This is a genomic window from Arthrobacter sp. UYCu512 (assembly GCF_040547075.1).
Classification (GTDB): Bacteria; Actinomycetota; Actinomycetes; order Actinomycetales; family Micrococcaceae; genus Arthrobacter.
The window spans coordinates 1-18,390 of the sequence record NZ_JBEPPA010000010.1 but is presented as its reverse complement, the minus strand read 5'-3'; the positions used below and the strand labels follow the sequence as shown (position 1 = coordinate 18,390).

At 66.9% G+C, this 18,390-nt stretch carries 18 protein-coding genes; 3 read left to right on the top strand and 15 right to left on the bottom strand.

Annotated elements, in window-relative coordinates:
* The first annotated feature begins 8 nt into the window (after positions 1-8).
* The 3 genes from ABIB49_RS11925 to ABIB49_RS11915 all read left to right on the top strand — a co-directional run bounded on the left by ABIB49_RS11925 (position 9) and on the right by ABIB49_RS11915 (position 3,633).
* A complete protein-coding gene (locus ABIB49_RS11925; RefSeq protein WP_226775987.1) occupies positions 9-1,529 on the top strand; it encodes an MmgE/PrpD family protein in 1,521 nt (506 codons plus the stop codon).
* Complete coding sequence (prpB, locus tag ABIB49_RS11920) at positions 1,529-2,431, top strand: methylisocitrate lyase (RefSeq protein ID WP_226775986.1); 903 nt, start codon at positions 1,529-1,531, stop codon at positions 2,429-2,431. Before ABIB49_RS11925 ends, prpB begins: the two co-directional genes overlap by 1 nt.
* A gap of 62 nt (positions 2,432-2,493) precedes the next feature.
* Positions 2,494-3,633, top strand: a complete 1,140-nt coding sequence (locus ABIB49_RS11915; protein ID WP_354157109.1) for a bifunctional 2-methylcitrate synthase/citrate synthase — start codon at positions 2,494-2,496, stop codon at positions 3,631-3,633.
* 65 nt (positions 3,634-3,698) lie between these two features.
* Here the strand turns inward: ABIB49_RS11915 and ABIB49_RS11910 are convergent, their stop codons facing one another.
* The 15 genes from ABIB49_RS11910 to ABIB49_RS11840 all read right to left on the bottom strand — a co-directional run.
* Positions 3,699-4,571 (bottom strand): hypothetical protein, encoded by an 873-nt coding sequence (locus ABIB49_RS11910; RefSeq protein ID WP_226775984.1) that lies wholly within the window; start codon positions 4,569-4,571, stop codon positions 3,699-3,701.
* A gap of 41 nt (positions 4,572-4,612) precedes the next feature.
* On the bottom strand, positions 4,613-5,131 hold the full coding sequence (locus ABIB49_RS11905) for an 8-oxo-dGTP diphosphatase (RefSeq protein WP_226775983.1): 519 nt from the start codon (positions 5,129-5,131) through the stop codon (positions 4,613-4,615).
* Between the two features lie 88 nt (positions 5,132-5,219).
* On the bottom strand, positions 5,220-6,227 hold the full coding sequence (locus ABIB49_RS11900) for a hypothetical protein (protein WP_282468109.1): 1,008 nt from the start codon (positions 6,225-6,227) through the stop codon (positions 5,220-5,222).
* Entirely contained in the window at positions 6,224-6,697 is a 474-nt protein-coding gene (locus ABIB49_RS11895) for an RNA polymerase sigma factor (RefSeq protein ID WP_226775981.1), read from the bottom strand. Before ABIB49_RS11895 ends, ABIB49_RS11900 begins: the two co-directional genes overlap by 4 nt.
* 215 nt (positions 6,698-6,912) lie before the next feature.
* Positions 6,913-7,839 (bottom strand): hypothetical protein, encoded by a 927-nt coding sequence (locus ABIB49_RS11890; RefSeq protein WP_354157108.1) that lies wholly within the window; start codon positions 7,837-7,839, stop codon positions 6,913-6,915.
* 1 nt (position 7,840) lies between these two features.
* A complete protein-coding gene (locus ABIB49_RS11885; protein WP_226775979.1) occupies positions 7,841-8,377 on the bottom strand; it encodes an RNA polymerase sigma factor in 537 nt (178 codons plus the stop codon).
* A 95-nt stretch (positions 8,378-8,472) separates the two neighbouring features.
* Positions 8,473-9,534 carry a site-specific tyrosine recombinase XerD gene (xerD, locus tag ABIB49_RS11880; RefSeq protein WP_354157107.1) on the bottom strand — a complete coding sequence of 354 codons (1,062 nt, stop codon included), beginning with the start codon at positions 9,532-9,534 and terminating at the stop codon, positions 8,473-8,475.
* Positions 9,535-9,536: 2 nt separating this feature from the next.
* Positions 9,537-10,199, bottom strand: a complete 663-nt coding sequence (locus tag ABIB49_RS11875) for an NUDIX domain-containing protein (protein WP_354157106.1) — start codon at positions 10,197-10,199, stop codon at positions 9,537-9,539.
* Between the two features lie 27 nt (positions 10,200-10,226).
* Positions 10,227-12,005, bottom strand: a complete 1,779-nt coding sequence (pyrG, locus tag ABIB49_RS11870) for a CTP synthase (RefSeq protein WP_354157105.1) — start codon at positions 12,003-12,005, stop codon at positions 10,227-10,229.
* Between the two features lie 78 nt (positions 12,006-12,083).
* Positions 12,084-13,823 carry a DNA repair protein RecN gene (gene recN, locus ABIB49_RS11865; RefSeq protein ID WP_283480598.1) on the bottom strand — a complete coding sequence of 580 codons (1,740 nt, stop codon included), beginning with the start codon at positions 13,821-13,823 and terminating at the stop codon, positions 12,084-12,086.
* Positions 13,824-13,826: 3 nt separating this feature from the next.
* Positions 13,827-14,879 carry an NAD kinase gene (locus ABIB49_RS11860; protein ID WP_283480597.1) on the bottom strand — a complete coding sequence of 351 codons (1,053 nt, stop codon included), beginning with the start codon at positions 14,877-14,879 and terminating at the stop codon, positions 13,827-13,829.
* Between the two features lie 22 nt (positions 14,880-14,901).
* Positions 14,902-15,714, bottom strand: a complete 813-nt coding sequence (locus tag ABIB49_RS11855) for a TlyA family RNA methyltransferase (protein WP_282359895.1) — start codon at positions 15,712-15,714, stop codon at positions 14,902-14,904.
* On the bottom strand, positions 15,711-15,980 hold the full coding sequence (locus ABIB49_RS11850) for a hypothetical protein (RefSeq protein WP_283480596.1): 270 nt from the start codon (positions 15,978-15,980) through the stop codon (positions 15,711-15,713). Before ABIB49_RS11850 ends, ABIB49_RS11855 begins: the two co-directional genes overlap by 4 nt.
* A 10-nt stretch (positions 15,981-15,990) precedes the next feature.
* A complete protein-coding gene (locus ABIB49_RS11845) occupies positions 15,991-16,980 on the bottom strand; it encodes an HAD-IIA family hydrolase (RefSeq protein ID WP_283480595.1) in 990 nt (329 codons plus the stop codon).
* A gap of 6 nt (positions 16,981-16,986) precedes the next feature.
* Positions 16,987-18,390, bottom strand: a 1,404-nt coding sequence (locus tag ABIB49_RS11840; RefSeq protein WP_354157104.1) for a hypothetical protein, incomplete at its 5' end; no start/stop codon positions are given.

Sequence of the window (18,390 nt, the reverse complement as noted above, 5' to 3'; positions counted from 1 at the left end):
GGAGCACCATGGTCAAGGAACACCACGTCCGCGTCTACAAGAGCGAAGAAAACCTGCCCCGCGAGGACCAGCTCGCCTTCAAGATTGCAACGGTGGCCGCGGATCCCGTCGCCGTCACCGCCGAGGTCACCGACATGGTCATCAACCGCGTCATCGACAACGCCTCGGTGGCGATTGCCTCGCTCAACCGCGCACCGATCGTCGCCGCCCGCGCCCAGGCGCTGACCCACGGCCCCACCACCGGCGGCAAGGGTTCGAAGGTCTTTGGCATCGAAGAGCGGGTGGCGCCTGAATGGGCGGCCTGGGCCAACGGGGTCGCCGTCCGTGAACTCGATTACCACGACACGTTCCTGGCCGCGGAGTACTCCCACCCGGGCGACAATATTCCGCCGATCCTCGCCGTTGCCCAGCATGTGGGCTCCAGCGGCCACGACCTGATCCGCGGCATCGCCACCGGCTACGAGATCCAGGTCAACCTGGTCAAGGCCATCTGCCTGCACAAGCACAAGATCGACCACGTCGCACACCTCGGCCCCTCTGCCGCCGCCGGTATCGGGACCCTGCTCGGGCTCGAGGTCGAAACGATTTTCCAGTCCATCGGACAGGCCCTGCACACCACCACCGCCACCCGGCAGTCCCGCAAGGGCGAGATCTCCACCTGGAAAGCCCACGCCCCGGCGTTCGCGGGCAAAATGGCCGTCGAGTCCGCGGACCGTGCCATCCGCGGCCAGACGTCGCCGGTGCCGATCTACGAAGGCGAGGACGGTGTAATCGCCTGGCTGCTGGACGGCCCCGACGCCTCCTACACTGTGCCGCTGCCAACGCCCGGCGAAGCCAAACGCGCCATCATGGACACGTACACTAAAGAACACTCGGCCGAGTACCAGGCCCAGGCCTGGATCGACCTGGCACGCAAACTCCACGGCACCCACCCGCAGGTCACCGACCCGGCCAACGTGGAATCCGTGCTGATCAAGACCAGCCACCACACGCACTATGTCATCGGTTCCGGGGCAAACGACCCGCAGAAGTACAGCCCCACGGCAAGCCGCGAAACGCTGGACCACTCGATCCCGTACATCTTCACGGTCGCCCTGCAGGACGGCTCCTGGCATCACGTCGATTCCTACGCGCCCGATCGCGCCGCGCGTCCGGACACCGTGGAACTCTGGCACAAGGTCACCACCGTGGAGGATCCGGAATGGACCCGCCGCTACCACTCCCTGGACATTGCGGAGAAGGCTTTCGGCGGCACCGTGGTGATCACGCTCAAGGACGGAACTGTCATCACTGACGAGATTGCCGTCGCCGACGCCCACCCGCTGGGCGCCCGGCCGTTCGCGCGGGAACAGTACGTCAACAAGTTCCGCACCCTCGCTGCCGGCCTCGTCGCCGATGCGGAAATCGACCGTTTCCTCGCCGCCGCCGCCCGCCTGCCGGAGCTCGCCGCAGGGGAGCTGGACCAGCTGAACATCAAGGCCGCAGACGGTGTGATCGACCTGGCCGCAGCACCGAAGGGACTCTTCTAATGCTGTACTCGAAGGTCACCCCGGAGCAGAAGCGGATCCGCTTCCGCGAGCTCCTGGCGTCGGGTACGATCCAGCAGTTCCCGGGCGCGTTCAACCCGCTCTCAGCCCGGCTGATCGAGGAGAAGGGCTTTGCCGGGGTTTACATTTCCGGCGCTGTCCTGGCCAATGACCTGGGCCTGCCGGACATCGGGCTGACCACACTCACCGAGGTGGCCACCCGCGCCGGGCAGATCGCGCGGATGACCGATCTGCCCAGCATCGTCGACGCCGACACGGGCTTCGGCGAGCCGATGAACGTCGCCCGCTCGGTCCAGGAGCTTGAGAATGCGGGCCTGGCCGGCCTGCACATCGAGGACCAGTTCAACCCGAAGCGCTGCGGCCACCTCGACGGCAAAAACGTCGTGGACCTGGACACCGCCACGAAACGCATCCGGGCCGCGGCAGATGCCAGGCGCGACCCAAACTTCCTGATCATGGCCCGGACCGATATCCGTGCCACGGATGGCCTGAAGGCCACGCAGGACCGCGCCAAGGCGCTCGTGGAGGCCGGGGCGGACGCCATCTTCCCGGAAGCCATGAAAGACCTCAGCGAATTCCAGGCGATCCGGGACGCCGTCGACGTGCCGATTCTGGCCAACATGACCGAGTTCGGCCAGAGCGCGCTGTTCACCGTGGAGCAGCTCGCCGCCGTCGGGGTCAACATGATCATCTACCCGGTGACGCTGCTCCGTAGTGCCATGGGTGCTGCGGAGCGTACGCTGGAGTCGATTAAGGCTGACGGTACGCAGGAGGCCCAGGTGGGGAACATGCTGACCCGGGCGCGTTTATATGATCTCGTGGACTACGAGGCCTACAACAGCTTTGATACCGGCGTTTTCAACTTCCAGATCCCGGGTCAGTAGGCTCGCATCGGACTTCCGGCCACGGCCGGTTCAACAGGCGACAGGAACAAAGGAGTCTCAGCATGGCTGAACAAGAGATCAAAAAGGGCCTCGCCGGCGTCGTGGTGGATTACACCGCGGTCTCCAAGGTGAACCCGGACAGCAATTCACTGCTCTACCGCGGGTACCCCGTGCAGGAGCTGGCCGCCAAGTGCAGCTTCGAGGAAGTCGCATACCTGCTCTGGAACGGCGAGCTGCCGACGCCGGCGCAACTGGCGGAGTTCACTGCCCGGGAACGCGCCGGGCGGGCGCTGGACCCGGTCGTCAAGCAGGTCATTGATGCGCTGCCGACCAGCTCGCACCCGATGGACGTCTGCCGCACGGCGGCCTCCGTTATGGGTGCCCGGCATCCCCTCGCCGAAGACTCCTCCCGCGAGGCAAACATGGCAAAGGCCGCGGACCTCGTCGCCGCGATGCCGGCGGTGGTCTCCTACGACCAGCGCCGGCGCCATGGCCAGGAGCTGGTGGAGCCCCGCGACGACCTGGGCTACTCAGCCAACTTCCTCTGGATGGCCTTCGGCGAGGAGCCCGTCCAGGAAGTTGTTGAGGCTTTTAACGTCTCAATGATCCTGTACGCGGAGCACTCCTTTAATGCCTCGACGTTCACCGCCCGGGTGATCACCTCGACGCTTTCGGACCTGCATTCGGCTGTGACCGGTGCGATCGGGGCGCTAAAGGGCCCGCTGCACGGCGGGGCGAACGAGGCCGTCATGCACACCTTCGATGAGATTGGAATCCGTCCGGAAGAGTCCCTGGACGAGGCAGCCACCCGCGCGAAGGCGTGGATGGAGGATGCGCTGGCGCAAAAGAAGAAGGTCATGGGCTTCGGCCACCGCGTCTACAAGCAGGGCGACTCCCGGGTGCCCACCATGAAGGCCGCCCTGGACAAGATGATCGCGCACTATGGCCGGCGGGAGCTGCTGGGGCTGTACAACGGTTTGGAGTCGGCGATGGAAGAGGCCAAGGCAATTAAGCCGAACCTCGACTACCCGGCCGGACCCACGTACCACCTGATGGGCTTCGACACCCCGACTTTCACTCCGCTGTTCGTTGCCAGCCGGATCACCGGCTGGACGGCGCACATTATGGAACAGCTGGCTGCCAACTCGCTAATCCGCCCGTTGAGCGAATACAACGGCGTGGAGGAACGGCACCTGAGCTAGATCCCGCAAAACAATGCGGAGCGGCCGGTCACCCCAAGGGTAACCGGCCGTTCCTTGTTGTGCTCCTAGTCCTGCATCTCCAGGCTGAGGATCATGGCCTTGAGCTTGCGGTATTCGGGTGTCGCCAGGTAGTCCCGGGCTTCGGCCATCGAGTTGAAGATGGGGTCATCGTGCCGGGGACTTTGGGCGGCCCGGTTTGCAAAGGAGAGTGTGCCCCGGGGTGCGCCGTTGACGAACGAGTACATCAGGCACCCGTCGGTCAACTCGCCGCTCGCCCTGTCGACCAGTCCAAGTTGGTAGTCGAAGGCACCGCCGTCGGCCCGCAGATCGAGGACCCGGTAGGAAAACCGCACCCCGGCCGCGGTTGCCCACTTATTGTCCAGGGCGGGCGCCGTGTCCAGCTCCGTTATGGGGTAGGGACCAGGACCGCAGGCCCCGCCAACCCCGCTGCCGGCGCCGTGGTAAAGCGCCGCGACTTGCATCCGGTCCTCGTTGAAAACAATGATGCGGGTTCCCGGATAGTCGGCGGACCCGACCGTGGACTCCTCGGCTGTCCAGCCGTCGGGCAGCTCAAAAGACGCTCCGGCCGCAGCGCTAACGTAGCGCCGGTCCGCGGGCCCGGCGACGGGCCCGCCCGTTGCCGGGGCCGTTGACTGCGCGCTCGACGGGGACGCTGAACTGGCGGAAGGGCCCGGGCCCGGTTCCGTACTCGGCGGAGCGGAAGCCGTGGGTGCGGCTACGCTTCCGGCCGTTACGGCAGGCGGCGCGGGGACCAGGTTGCCAGCTATCACCAGACCTGCGGCGACTCCGGCCGCGGCTATGGCAGCGATCGCAACCACCCAGGGCCACCGGCGGCGCGGGACCGGTTCCGCGCCGGAACCCGGCATCACTTCATCGTCGCTGAAGGCACTTCCCGTGGTGTCCTTGATTGATTCCATGTTCGTCCTCCGGTGTGTGCAAGCTGATGATTTTCCCCGGGTTAGTTCCCGGTTGGCCGGCGCCGGGGCCGCGATCCCACGGGCAGTCTATCGACCGTCGCAACTGTTTCGTTGTCAGCATGGAGAACCACGACGACGTCGATGCTTTCGCCTGCCAGCGCCGGCGGCAGCCAGTGCTCCGCATCCTGCCACATACGCTGCAGCGGAAGCGCATCGACGGCGAACCATTCCGGCGCGATTTCGGTGCTCTCGGCGGGCTCCCCTTCCCAACGGCGGGTGGTGAAGAGGCGGCAGTACATGTTCCATTCCGGCCGGGCGGGGAAGATGAACTCGACGTTGCCGGCGTCGGCCAGATCCTCCTGGTGCACCATCAGGCCGGTTTCTTCCCGCACTTCCCGGACAACGGCCTGGGCATCGCTCTCCCCTGCTTCCACATGGCCGCCGATGCCCACGACCTTTCCGGCACCAAAGCCGGTGAGCTTCAGGCCCAGCAGCACCTCGGTTGAACCTGCCTCCGGCTCGCGGAGCAGAAAGCAGAGGGTGACGGGAGTCGACGGCATAGGTCCAAGGGTAGCCGCGCCGAGCCTGCCACGACGTCGGGACCCGCTGCCGGGTCCCCTGGGCCAGTCAACAGTCCCGGCCGGCGGGCTACCCGAGCCGCGCGGACCGGGACGAACCCAACGTCCAGATTTCCGAGGTGTCAGCCGGCAGGGTAAATCGCAGCGACGTAACCATCCGGCGGAGCGTGGCGTATTCGACCGATTTGAGGTACCGGCGGGCGTCGTCCCTGGCAGCGAACATCCTGGCATAGCCGCTTCTGGGGCCGGGACCGCCGGCGGCGCCGGGCAGCAGCAGCTCGTCCCCGAAGCGAAGGAGGAGTCCGCCAGCCGGGGCGGCGAGCGGGTCCGGAACACACGGTGTGTCTCCCGCCGTGGCCCGCACCAGGCCAAAGGTGCTCCGGGGTTCCGGACCGGCCGCGACGGTAAATGAGAAGGCTGCCGCGAGTGCCGGGTCCAGGGTCTCCGCACCGGTGACGATGCTGCGTCGGTCGAGATCCTCCCCGCTTCGGGAAGCCAGTCCACAGCGCTGGAAGCCGGCGTCGGTGGCGGGGGCCGGTCCGAAGTAGAGCATGGCCACCGGGAGCAGGTCCTGGTCGAAGATGTCAGCGTGCAGTCCCGGATATTCAGCAGAGGCGTTTTGCGGGACGGCTGTCCAGCCGAACGGCAGCTCCACAGTTGCGGCGAAGCCCAAGTCCACTGCCGACCATGGCCGGGTCAGCCTGGCGTGCCACCACAAAGCGGGCGCCGCTGAGGACCCGCCTGGTGCTTCCTCCCGCGCGCCTGCCTTGGCCGCCGCCGCACCAGCCACCGGCGCAGCCGAATTTTCCGGGGCACGGCCCGGGGTTAGCAGCCAGGTGCCCGCGACCAGGAGCGCGAGGATGAATCCGAGCCATGCCGGCCGCCGGCTTGCGTCGTCCAAAGCATTTATCCCGGCCCGGAATCGGATCTTCCCCGCATCATCCGCCCGGCCCGGCAGCAGTTGCTCGTGGTTCGGGGCTGCCGTTAGCAGTTGGGCGATCTCCGCCTCCGGGTTAGTCTGCTGCGTCGCCCCAACCGCCGGTGCTGCATCGTGGAGCCGCTGTTCGATCCGGTTCACAGCGGCACCCCGTTCCGTCTCCGGGATGTCTGAGCTCGCCGGTTCTCACGCCGTTGCAGCCGCCTTTCGGCCCTGCGGTAGGCCCGGTCGAGCCGGATACCGGCCTGGGCCATCGAGCAACCGAGGAATTCAGCCAACTCCGCCATGCTGAGTTCGTCCCAGTAGACCATGCGCAGGACTTCGCGGTCCCGCACTCTCAGCGAAGCGATCGCGCCGGCGTCGGAAGGCTGGCGGGCAGCGGCTGCGTCGGCGTCCCGGACTGCTGCTGCGGCGGCGCGCAACGCAAGGGAAAGCAGTGAACAGTAGCCCACCGTCGTGCCAGTTCGATCCTCGGCCCAGGCTGTCCGAAAGACGTCAGCAGTGAGCGTCACCGCGTAGTCAGGGTCGCCAGTGCGTCGGGTGAGCGCGGCTACGATGCGGCGGAAGTCTTCGGCCGGATCATCGCTCAGTCCTGCGAGCTGTGCGGTCATGACCTGTTCTCCGTTCACGGCTGGGACCCGATCCACAAGAATCTTCGGGTAGTCACGTCAATCAGTCCTCTGCTGCCGGCTGCCGGCAGGCTCCCGGACGTTGGATTCTGCCGGCCCGTTTTATGCCTTGACTCGAAAATTCCCCTCTACCCCACTTGTTTCCGGCTCATCCCCGGACCTTACACAGCGGGCGGAAATCATTCCGCCAGCCTGGATTACGGTGCAGTGACAGTTATCGAGCTGAACATTCGCTTGATGTCCTGGTACGTGGACGTCGCCAGAAACGCACGAGCATCCTCCAGCGAGCCAAACTCACGGGACGCCGGGCCGGGGGCATCCGTGACCCAGCCCGGATTTGCACCGGAAAACACGGCATAGCTGGAGAACGCGAAGTAGTAGCCCGGCCGGGCTGCCCGAATCTGGAAGAACTGGCTGCAGGAGTCGATGCTGGCCCCGGCGGGTCGGGTGGTAATGCCGAAGGAGGCCACGAAGCTGTTGCCCGCGCTCTTGACACGATAGACAAACCGTGGCGGTACGGTGCCCGGGGCTGCGGGGTCGTAGGGAATGTTCACAGGGGAACTGTCCAGTTCCGCATAGGACTCCTGCGGCCCGCCGCAGGCACCCGGATCATAGCGCGGTCCCATCGGGCCGTAGTAGATCATAACGGCTGCGCGGGTGAAGTCCGGCCCGTCCGCTGCGCCCGGCACCGGGGCAAAGAGGTAGCCGCCATTAGCCGGATAATCCGGGTCTCCGGCGGTCCAGCCGAACCCCCAGTCCGGCGGAATCGTCAGTCGCACATATGTTTCGCTTCCCGCGTCCGGGGACGCCGGGTAGCCGGTGAGACGCCAGCCGTCCGGCGTCCACGTGGCAGTGCTCGACTGACCTGATACCGGCCGCGCCGGGTGCGGCCAGGTCGTCACGGCAAAGGCGGCCACGACGGCCAGCCCCAGCATTGCCGCGATGGCTACGACGGCCGGCAGAAGACGGCGTCGGCCCGCCTCTGGACGGGTATCCGCGGACCGGTGGCTTTCGTCCGGGCCGGGCAACAGCAACAACCGTAGTTGCCACGCGGGATCGATCGGAGGTTTCGAATCATCCGGCACCGGGTTGGCGCCTCTTAAGAGTCTGTCGATCCGGTCCATGTTAGGTTCCTGCGCTCTCATCGAGGTGCGGTGACAGGGTCGCCGCAAACGCCTTTTTCGCCCGGTGCACGCGCACACTGGCGGCCCCTTCCGAGCAGCCCAGGCACTGTGCGAGCTCCGCTGTGGTGAAGTTGTCCCAGTAGACGAGGATCAGGACCTCACGGTGTCTCGCCGCGATCCGGCCAAGAGCGGCGATCACCGGCTCCGACGTCGGCTCCCCCGTTTCGCCGAATCCTCCGCTGCCCGTTCCTCCCGGCTCAGGGCGCCGCGACGAAAAATCCTTCAGTTTCAACAAAAGTTCCCGCCGACGCTTGCGGCCCCGGTATTCGTTGCCCAGGACGTTTCGAGCCACCGCGCAGAGCCACGGCAAGCCGGCGTCCTCCTGCGCGGCGAACTTCCGCCACGCGATCCGAAAGACGTCGCCGGTGAGTTCCTGTGCGGTCTCCGGATCGCCGATCCGGCGGAGGACGTACTGGTAGACGCGCCGATAGTGAGCCCGGTAAAGGGCTTCAAACTCCGTTTCGCGTTCCAACAGCATGGGACCGCCCCGCTACCCCGATACCCGAAATCCCTCCGGTGTACTCCATGTTTCCGGATAGCAGGCAATTCTTACAGCCGTCCGGAAAAATCCTTCTAGCCCAGCGCCCGGGGGTGCGCGGCGGCGTAGATCTCCCGAAGGGTGTCCGCCGTGACCAGCGTGTAAACCTGCGTGGTGGTCACGGATGCGTGGCCCAGCAGTTCCTGCACCACACGTACGTCGGCGCCGCCCTCGAGCAGGTGCGTGGCGAACGAGTGGCGGAGGGTGTGCGGCGAAACGGCCTTGGTGATGTGGGCTTTCTCAGCCGCGGTCTTGAGGATGGTCCAGGCGCTCTGCCGGCTGATGCGTCCGCCGCGGGCGTTCAGGAACAGTGCCGGGGTGCCCTTGCCCTTGGCCGAGAGCAGCGGACGGCCTCGGACCAGGTAGGCGTCGAGTGCGCGTGCGCCGAACGAACCCAGCGGGACGAGCCGTTCTTTTGACCCCTTGCCGAACAGCCTGACAATCGCGGGCCCGGCGTCGTCCTGTTCGTTCCGCCCTGCTGTGTGCAGCGAAATATCGTCGACGTCGAGGCCCACCGCTTCGCTGATCCGGGCGCCGGTGGAATAGAGGAACTCCAGCAGCGCCCGGTCCCGCAGCCCGGTGGCGGTGTCTGTGCCGACCGCTTCCAGGATCCTGGTGACTTCGTCGACACTGATGGCCTTGGGCAGCCGTTTGCCGGGCATGGGCGGGTGGACATCGCTGGCCGGGTCGGTGGGAGTGACGCCCTCAAGGGCCCAAAACTTATGGAGTCCGCGGACCGCCACCACCGTTCGGGCCGCCGACCGGATGCCCAGTGCAGAGCCGCCGTCGGAGCCGTCGGAGAGCGCCTGGACGAAGCCGGTGACGTCCTGCCGGGTGACCTCGTCCGGACGCTGGCGGCCCGAACGGCAGAGGTGCCTGGCATAGCGGGCCAGGTCGCGCCGATAGGCGGAAAGGGTGTTGGCCGCGAGCCCCCGTTCCACGCCCATGTGCTGGAGGTAATCCGTGATGGCGCGGTCGATTGCCGTCGGCGGCCGCACCGGGGGCTGTGCCGGGACGGGGGCGGGCGCTTCTGCGACCGAGGGCACCGGAGCCGGAAGGTGCGCCGGAGCCGGCGGCTCGGCAGTGAGCGGTTCCATCGTCAGCGCTGGCTGGGGTGCGCCGGCCACGGCGCGTTGCCCGGGCGAAGGCCCGTGAAGTTGCCGGCCCGCGCGGCTGCGGCGGCGAGGAGTCCGACGACGGCGGACGGGTTGTGCAGGCGCCCCTCCAACACCGCCTGGACGGCGTCGTCCAGGGAAATCCAGTGGAGTTCGATTTCTGCTTCCTCGTCGGTGCGGACGTGAAGTTCGTGCCCGGGCACATCGCTCAGGTCCCGGGCGAGGTAGATGCGGATGGCTTCGCTGGAGGAGCCGGGGGAATTGAAGAAGTCCGCCAGCACATTCCACTGCCCGGCGACGAGGTCGGCCTCCTCGGCGAGTTCCCTGGCCGCCCCGACCACGAAGTCCTCGCCTTCTACATCAAGGAGCCCGGCAGGGATTTCCCACAGATCCATCCCGACGGGGTGCCGGTACTGCTTGATCAACAGCACTTCCCCGGCGTCGTTCATCGGCAGGACCGCCACCGCCCCGGGGTGGTCGATGTAGTCGCGGACCAGCGGATCGCCGTCGTCGTTGAGCTGGAAACTGTCACTGACAACGTCCCAGATCCGGCCTTGATAGACCGTACTGGAAGACAAAAGACGGCGCGGGCTCGGCTCATCCGAAACCTGCCGTGCAGCATGGGGGGTTTCAGGCTTACCGGGCATCGCGCCGTCCTTTGATTTAGTTGGTGGTTACTTCGAAGCTGCCGGGGCTGCTTTGGCTGCCGACGGAGCCTTCACAGCAGTCCCTGCTGATACCTCCGCCGGTCCGGCGCCCTTCTGGTGTTCCAGGGCAGCCTTCACAAGTCCCGAGAACAGCGCGTGCGGCCGGGTCGGGCGTGAGCTCAGTTCCGGGTGCGCCTGCGTGGCAACGTAGTACGGGTGGGTTTCGCGGGGCAGCTCGACGTACTCCACCAGCTTGCCGTCGGGTGACGTTCCGGAGAACACCAGCCCCTTGGCCGCGATCTGCTCACGGTATTTGTTGTTGACCTCGTAGCGGTGGCGGTGCCGTTCACTAACCGTGGTGGTGCCGTAGGTCTCGGCGACCACGGACCCCTCGTCCAGTTTGGCCTCGTACAGGCCCAGGCGCATGGTGCCGCCCAGGTCGCCCTTGCCGTCGACGATGTCCAACTGCTCTTCCATCGTGGCGATCACCGGGTACTTTGAATCCGGCTCGAACTCGGACGAGGAAGCGCCCTCGAGGCCCACCACGTTGCGGGCGTATTCGATCACCATGCACTGCAGGCCCAGGCAGAGTCCCAGCACGGGGAGCTTGCTCTCGCGGGCGTACTTCAGCGCGCCGAGTTTGCCTTCGAGGCCCCGGATGCCGAAGCCGCCTGGGACACAGATCGCGTCGACCCCGGCCAGGGACGTGACAGCACCTTCATGGGTTTCGCATTCGTCCGAGGGGACCCAGCGGATCTTGACCTTGGTGTCGTTGGCGAAACCGCCGGCACGCAACGCCTCGGTTACGGACAAGTAGGCGTCCGGCAGGTCGATGTACTTTCCGACCAGGGCGACCTCAACCTCGTGCTTGGGGTTGTGAACCGCGTCCAGGAGTTTATCCCAGCTGGTCCAGTCAACGTCCTTAAACGGCAGGTCGAGGGCGCGGACGATGTAGGAATCCAGGCCCTGGGAGTGCAGGGTCTTCGGGATGTCGTAGATGCTCGGAGCATCGGGGCAGCCGATGACGGCGTCAAGGTCGACGTCGCACATGCGGCCGATCTTGTCGCGCATGGCCTGCGGGACTTCGCGGTCCGACCGGACCACAATCGCCTCCGGCTGGATGCCGATGGAGCGCAATGCGGCAACGGAGTGCTGCGTCGGCTTGGTCTTCAGTTCCTGCGACGGTCCAATGTAGGGCACGAGGGAGACATGCAGGAAAAACACATTTCCGCGGCCGATGTCCTGGCGGACCTGACGGGCGGATTCAAGGAACGGCTGCGACTCGATGTCGCCCACGGTGCCGCCGATTTCGGTGATGATCACGTCGGGGGCGTGCTTGCCCTCGGCCGGAAGCCGCATGCGCCGCTTGATTTCATCGGTAATGTGCGGAATAACCTGGACGGTGTCGCCGAGGTACTCGCCGCGGCGCTCCTTGGCAATGACCGTGGAGTAGACCTGCCCGGTTGTGACGTTGGCCGAGCCTTCGAGGTTCTCATCGAGGAAGCGCTCGTAGTGGCCGATGTCGAGGTCCGTTTCGGCGCCGTCGTCGGTGACGAAGACTTCGCCATGCTGGAAGGGGTTCATCGTGCCCGGATCCACGTTCAGATAGGGATCGAGCTTTTGCATAGTTACAGACAAGCCGCGTGCCCGCAGGAGGTGACCGAGGCTCGAAGCCGTCAGTCCCTTACCGAGCGAGGACGCCACACCACCGGTTACGAAGATGTGTTTGGTCGTCTTGGACGAGCCCGGGAACCGGGAATTTACACGGGAATTTGATCGCTGCACCACGGAGTTCGAGCCTATCATCAATTCGGCCTTCCAAGGTCCTGTCCCCGGGATTCCGCCGTGCTGGTCATCCCGTATACGGGCCGCCGCACGGGGCGCTCAGGCTTGCTGCGGCAGGAGCCGGGCATCGTCCAGCAACTCCTGCGCGTGGGCCTGCGCAGATTCGGAATCCTCCTGCCCGGCGAGCATCCGGGCGAGTTCGCGGACGCGCTCCGCTTCGCCGAGTAGCTGGACGTCACTGGAGGTGAAACCGGCCGCCGTGGAACCGTCGGCGCCGCGCACGGAGGTCTTGGTGACCCGGATGTGCTGATCGGCGAAGGCCGCCACTTGGGGCAGGTGGGTCACAACAAGGACCTGGACGTGCCGGGCGAGCATCGCCAGCCGGCGGCCGATCTCGACGGCGGCACGGCCGCCCACGCCGGCGTCGACCTCGTCGAAAACGAAGGTGGGGACCGGGTCGACGGCGGCCAGCACCACTTCGATGGCGAGCATCACGCGGGACAATTCACCGCCGGATGCGCCCTTGCCCAACGGGCGCGCGGGGGCGCCGGAGTGGGGCTGGAGCAGGAAGGAGATCTCATCCGCTCCGAACGGTCCGGGCTGCCCGGCGGATTCGACGTTGATCACCAGGGTGGCATCCGCCATCGCCAGGGCCTTAAGCTCGGCGCTGACCCGAACGGAGAGGTCTTTGGCGGCCTTTTTACGCAGCTTGCTGAGTCCGGCGGCCTGCTTGGCCAGTTCGGTGCCTGCGCGAACCACCTCGGCCTCCAGCGCCTCGATCCGGAGGGAGTCGTCCTGCAGTTCCAGGAACCGTTTCCGGGATTCTTCAGTCCACACCAGTACTTCATCGATGCTCGGGGCGTATTTGCGCACCAGCGTCGCGAGGGCCGCCCTGCGGTCCTCAATCTCGGCAAGCCGTTCCGGGCCCTCGGTGTCCAGGGTGGCCTGGTAGCTGGCGAGTTCGGTGGCGATATCGTTCAGCAGGAAGCCGACCTCGGCCAGGCGGGCAGCCGCTGAGCCGAGTTCCCCGTCATGTTCGGCGACATGCTCGAGGGTGCGCTTGGCGGAATCCACCAGGGCCGTAGCATCGTTACCCTCGCCGAAGTCCTCGGCGATGAGCGCCTGATGTGCGGTGGTGGCAGCGATCCGGAGTTCCTCGACGTTGGCGAGTTTGACGGCCTCGGCCTTAAGCGATTCGTCTTCGCCGGGCTGCGGGTCGACAGCATCGATCTCGGCCAGCGCAGCTTCCAGGGATTCGGCCTCCCGGAGCCGTTCCCGCGCGGCGCTGCGGAGCTCCGCCAATTCGGCTTGGCTGGACTTCCACCGGGCGTAGAGCTTCTGGTAGCTGGTGCGCGCCGCGGTCAGGCCCTCCCCCGCGAACTTGTCGAGGGCTTCGCGCTGCGCGACGGGGCTCTTGAGCCGGATCTGCCCGGACTGTCCGTGGACCACCACAAGGGTTTCGCCTATTTCGCCGAGCACCCCTACGGGCGCGGCGCGCCCGCCCAGATAGGCTCGGCTGCGGCCGTCTGCACCCACAGTGCGGGCGAGCAGCAACTCAGCACCGCCGTCGAACTCCTCAATCTCTGCCCCGGCCTCGCGGGCGCGCGCCACGGCTGGGTGGCCGGCGTCGAGCGTCACTGTTGCCTCCGCTGAGGCGCTCTTCGCGCCGCTGCGCACGGCCCCGGCGTCGGAGCGTGCGCCGAGCAGCAGCCCGACGGCGGTGACCACCATGGTCTTACCGGCGCCGGTCTCTCCAGTCACGACGCTCAGGCCCGGGCCGAGGGGAAGCGTGGCGTCGGTAATAACGCCGAGGTCGCGGATTCTCAGTTCTTCAAGCATGGTTCACTTCGCAGTCGATGGATCAGGAGTCTCGCCCGGGCCCGCGTGCGGCGGCCCAGCCTGCGGCGGAGTCGGCAGCGGAGTCGGCAGCGGGGGCATCGGCCGGGGCGTGCGGATCACCGGCACCGGGCCGGTGTTGATCGCGGAGGCTGCGGGCGTCGGACCGCGCCAGCCTTGGATGGGCAGTTCAAACTTGCGGACCAGGCGGCCGGAGAACGGCGTCTGGTGCGTTCGGGCGAGGCGGACGGGGGTGGCGGAGCGGGTCACTTCCACGCGCGCTCCGGGCGGGAGGTCCACCGAGCGCCGCCCGTCACACCACAGCACCCCCTGGGCTCCGGTCCGGTTCAGGATTTCGACGGCGAGCCGGGACCGGGGCGAGACCACCAGTGGTTTGGCGAAGAGCGCGTGCGCACTGATCGGCACGATCAGCAGCGCCTCAACCTCGGGCCACACCACCGGGCCGCCGGCGGAGAAGGCGTAAGCGGTGGAGCCGGTGGGAGTGGCCAGGACAACGCCGTCGCAGCCGAAGGAGGTCAGCGGGCGCTCATCCACCTCGGTGACTACCTCGAGCATCCGTTCCCGGTTGCCCTTCTCGATGGCTGCCTCGTTCAAGGCCCAGGTATGCCAGATCTTCTGCCCGCGGACCCAGACCTGGACGTCGATGGTCATCCGCTCTTCCACGGTGTACTCGCGGCTCGCGATCCACTCCACGGTCTGGGCGAGGTCCGCCCGTTCACTCTCGGCCAGGAATCCGACGTGGCCGAGGTTCACGCCGAGCAGCGGCACGTCGACCTCGCGCACCAGTTCCGCGGCACGAAGGATTGTCCCGTCGCCGCCGAGGACCATCACGAGCTCCACTTCCGGCAGCATCACATGGTCATGGAGGATCTCAACAGGCTGGTCGAGTCGTCCGAAGAAGCGGACCATGTCGCCAAGTTCGGATTTCAGCATCACGGGAACGATGCCGGAGTCGTGGAGCCCGGCGCACGCCTCCCAGGCAGCCTTGAGTGACTCCTCACGGCCGGTGTGGGCAAGGATGAGGACGCGCCTGCTCATCGGGTTCCGCCTTCTAGTGCTTCTAGTACTTGGGCCAGATCGTTCCGAGTAACGCAGCAACGGCTGCGTCCCGCTCTTCGATCTTAGGCAGGTCTGTCCTCATCCCGCGCTTTATCCACAGGAAGTACTCGACGTTTCCGTCCTGGCCGGGCAGCGGGCTGCTGGCGAGGCCCTTCAGTTCCAGGCCCGTGTCCACCGCTTCCGCCGCCACTTTGCCCACCGCAAGGCGGCGCTCCCGGTCCGAGGTGACAACACCGGTGCGGCCCAGCCGGTCCTTGCCGATCTCGAACTGCGGCTTCACCATCAGGACCAGGTCCCCGCCAGGCTCCGTGCACGCGGCGAGGGCTGCCAGCACGAGGGTGAGGGAAATGAATGACAGGTCGGCCACCGTCAGCGCTGCCGCCCCGCCGATCTCCTCCGGTGTTATGTAGCGGACATTCAGTCCCTCGTGGACGGAAACGCGGGGGTCATTGCGGATCGCGGGGACCAGTTGGTCGTGGCCCACATCGACGGCCACCACGTGGGCGGCACCGCGTCGCAGCAGAACCTCGGTGAACCCGCCGGTGGAGGCGCCCGCGTCCAGGCAGCGCTTGCCTTCAACCCCGACGGCCGGGAAAGCATCCAGTGCGCCGGCCAGCTTGTGCCCGGCGCGGCTGACGTAGTTGTCCTCATCCGCGGCTGCCACGTCCAGGCTTGCATCGTCCCGGACCTGGAGCGAGGCCTTCGCAAGTACGGCCCCGTTGGAACTGACTTTGCCTTCGGATATCAGTCGCGCTGCGTGGGTGCGGGACCGCGCCAGCCCACGGCCGACGAGGGCCTGGTCAAGCCTGCTCATGTCGTGGCATCCCCTGGTGACGTGGTAGTTACGGACTCATTCAGGGCGGCCAGCAGTTCATCGTGCAGGCTGGCGTACATCTCCGCGTGCCCCGCCACCGGCAGCTCCGGCAGCTTCCTAAGGCCGCCCAGGAGGGCGGCTACCGCCGGGTCCGTTGATACGGGCTGTCCGCCGGCATCGGGCGCATTCTCCGGACGCCTCGGCCAGCTGGCCGGCACTTGCGCCGCAGCGAAGTCCTTTTCGGTGATGTGGTTGAGCTCGGTCATGGTCCCCAGTCTAGTGATCCAGCCATTTAAGGTCCGGCGCCAAGGCAGTGGCGGCCTCAGGGTTGGCCGCCCACCAGGCCGAACAGGCGGCCCGCCATGAATCGAGGTTGCCGGGATCACCGCTGACATGCACTGTCCGTCCTCGCACTTCGGCGGAGGCCGCGCCGCAGCGGTGCTGTCCGGCGTCGACCTCAACCACCGGGTACGGGCGGTAGAGGTCGGTGAGGTCGTTAATAAGATAGTCGGGCCGTTCGAGGGTTCGGGCGGCCAGGATCGATTCGCGCGTGTCGACGCCGGTCAGGACGGCCACCGTGGCATAGCCGGCGTTGTTGCCGCCGAGGATATCGGTGTCCAGACGGTCACCGACAACCAGCGGCCGGTCGGCGGCAAGGCGTTTGGCCGCCGTGTGGAACAGCTGCGCTTCCGGCTTTCCGGCGACGAGGGGCCGCTTTCCGGTGGCGGCGGCCACGGCAGCGACCAGGGTTCCGTTCCCCGGTGCAATGCCTCGTGCCTGCGGTATCGACATGTCCGTGTTGGTGGCCACCCACAAGGCCCCACCGGCAACAACATAGGCGGCTTCCGCGAGGTCTTTCCAGCCGAGATCGGGATGAAAACCCTGAACGACGGCGACGGGGTTCTCCGCCTCGCTGCGGACGGGCACCAGCCCGGCGAGTTCAATCTCCTGCGCCAGTGAGTCGCCGCCCGTGATCAGGACGCGGGCGCCCGCCGGCAGCAGCGAAGCCAACAGCTCACCCGCGGCCTGCGAGGAGCTGACCACCTGATGATCCTCCGCCGGGGCGCCGAGTTCGCGCAGGTGCTGCGCGACCTGCGCGGGCGTCCGGGAGGCGTTGTTTGTGACGTACCCCAGCCCGACGCCGGCCACGGCCAGCCGGCGCAGGGACTCCACGGCACCGGGTATGGCCTGCGGGCCTGCATAGACGACGCCGTCAAGGTCGGCGAGTAGGGCGTCGAAGGTCGAAATCAGCTCGGCTGCAGCCATTTCGGATCAGTCCTCGGAACGTTCCGGCTCGTGCGGGTCGGCGTCGCCGCTACCGGTTTCGCCGGTGTTATCGCCGGCCAGGAGCTCGGAGCGGTCCAGCGTGTCCTTCTCCACGGAGTCCTCATCGGATTCAGCGTCGTCGGATTCCCAGAAGTCGGATTCGGCGTCGTCTGATCCGTCGTCGAGGGCGGTCACAGCCGCCTCACCGGTTTCCTCGAAGCCCGCGACGGCCTCAGCGCTGGCAGCACGCGGCACCTGCGACTGGGCCGCAGCGGCGGACCGCTCGGCAGCCTGATCGGCGAGGAGCCTGCGCTGCTGCTCTTGCTCGCGGGCGTCCTCGTCCTCATCCCAACCCAGGTCGATGATGTCGGGATCCTCCTGGACGTCGAGGCCGAGGGCATTCTCGGCCACGGCGGCCTGGCGTTCCCACTTTTGCGCTTCAGCCGTCCGGCCAACCGCTCCCAGAGCATCGGCGTAGGCACGGAAGAGGCGCGGGCTGTAGGAGAATGCACGGTTGATGTCGAGCTGGGCAATTTCCAGTTCGGAAACCGCAGCGTCTAGTTGACCAAGGTCTGTCCGGGCGCCGGCGGCCACAATGGCGAGCTCTGCCTTGCCGGGCGCGTCGAGGTCCTTGGCTTCCTCGGAGCGGGCCATTTCCAGGGCACGGTCGGCACGTCCGAGTCCACGCTCACAGTCAGCCATAACGGGCAAGTGCATGTTGGAACCGCTGATCCGACGGTAGGTGCGGAACTCGCGCAGGGCTTCACCATAGTGGCCGGCGGCATAGGCGGTCAGGCCCACTGCTTCGCGAACGGCTGCGAGGCGGCCACCGCGGCGGCTTGCCGCGAGGGCATGCTGGAATGCCAGCTCCGGTTCATCGTCGATCAGACGCCCTGCCATCACGAGGTGGCGGGCCACCCACTCGGCGCTGTTGTCCTCGAGTGTCTTGATCTGGTGCTGGGTGGCACGGTCAAGTTCCTTGCCCGTAACATCATCGTCAATCTGCGGCGAGCGTTCGCGGTCGGGGCGGTTGGCGCTGCGCAGGTCCCGGGCGTTGGGGACGCGGGCCGGGCGGTCTTCCGGGCGGTCCCGGCCGAACTGGCGGGGGCCGGAATCACCGCGGTCAAAGCCGCGGGCCGGGCGGTCATCACGGTTGCCGAAGGGCCTGCGGTTCTCGCCGCCGCCGGCACCGAAGCTCCTGCGCTCTGCGCCGCCTTCGCGGGGAGCACGGTCACCATAGGGCTTCCGGTCACGATCTCCGCCGCCGCTGTAGGGGGGCTTCCGGTCGCCGCCGCCGCTGTAGGGGGGCTTCCGGTCGCCGCCGCCGGCACCGAAGCTCCTGCGCTCTGCGCCGCCTTCGCGGGGAGCACGGTCACCATAGGGCTTCCGGTCACGATCTCCGCCGCCGCT